This window comes from Sphingomonas sp. Root720, assembly GCF_001428605.1.
Taxonomy (GTDB): domain Bacteria; phylum Pseudomonadota; class Alphaproteobacteria; order Sphingomonadales; family Sphingomonadaceae; genus Rhizorhabdus.
The window spans coordinates 730,767-731,782 of the sequence record NZ_LMID01000013.1 but is presented as its reverse complement, the minus strand read 5'-3'; the positions used below and the strand labels follow the sequence as shown (position 1 = coordinate 731,782).

At 72.7% G+C, this 1,016-nt stretch carries 1 pseudogene; it reads left to right on the top strand.

The window, feature by feature from the left end:
* Positions 1–784 (top strand): annotated as a pseudogene (locus tag ASE22_RS20825) (dihydroxy-acid dehydratase domain-containing protein); the annotation flags it as partial.
* Between the last annotated feature and the right edge of the window lie 232 nt (positions 785–1,016).

Genomic DNA, 1,016 nt, shown 5'->3' with positions numbered 1-1,016 from the left:
CCATTTCCAGGCGGCGGGCGGCATGGCCTATGTCATCGCGACCCTGCTCGACGGCGGCTATCTCCACCGCGACATCCTGACCGTCGCTGGCGACGACCTCGGCGCCTATGCGAGGGAGCCCCGGCTCGACGGCGAAGCGCTGGCCTGGGCCGATGCCCCGGCCGAGCCGCTCGATGACGCGATGCTGCGCCCGCACGGCCGCCCGTTCCAGCCCGACGGCGGCATGCGGCTGGTGCAGGGCAATCTCGGGCGCGGCACCTTCAAGACCAGCGCGGTCGAGCGGAGCCGCTGGACGATCGAGGCGCCGGCCCGCGTGTTCGACGACCAGGACCAGGTCACCGCCGCCTTCAAGGCGGGCGAGCTCGACCGTGACGTGATCGTCGTCGTCCGCTTCCAGGGCCCGAAGGCCAACGGCATGCCCGAACTCCACAAGCTGACCCCGCCGCTCGGCGTGCTGCAGGACCGCGGCTTTCGGGTGGCGCTGGTCACCGACGGGCGGATGTCGGGGGCCTCGGGCAAGGTGCCTGCCGCGATCCACCTCAGCCCCGAGGCGCTGGGCGGCGGGCCGATCGCGAAGCTCAGGGACGGCGACCTCGTCCGGCTGTGCGGCGAGACCGGCGCGATCGAGGCCTTGGTCGACGCCGCCGAATGGGCGGCGCGCGCGGACGCGGTTCCGCCGCCCGCGCATGTCGGCACCGGCCGCGAGCTGTTCGCCTTCATGCGCGCGGGYGCGGACACCGCCGAGCGTGGCGGCTCGGCAATGCTGGCGGCGGCGGGGCTGTGAGGTGACGCGGGAAGCCGATATCTTCCCTGCCCCAACCCCTCCCCCGAAGGAGAGGGGCTTTGCGTGGGGGCTCTGATGGAGATCGTCGCGGTCGACCTGGGCGGGACCCATGCGCGCTTCGCTGTCGCCGAACTGCACGAGGACGCGCGCCCTACCTTGGGCGAGGTGTACACATATAAGACCGCCGAGCATGCCGGCCTCGCCGGCGCCTGGAAGGCGTTCGAGCGTGACC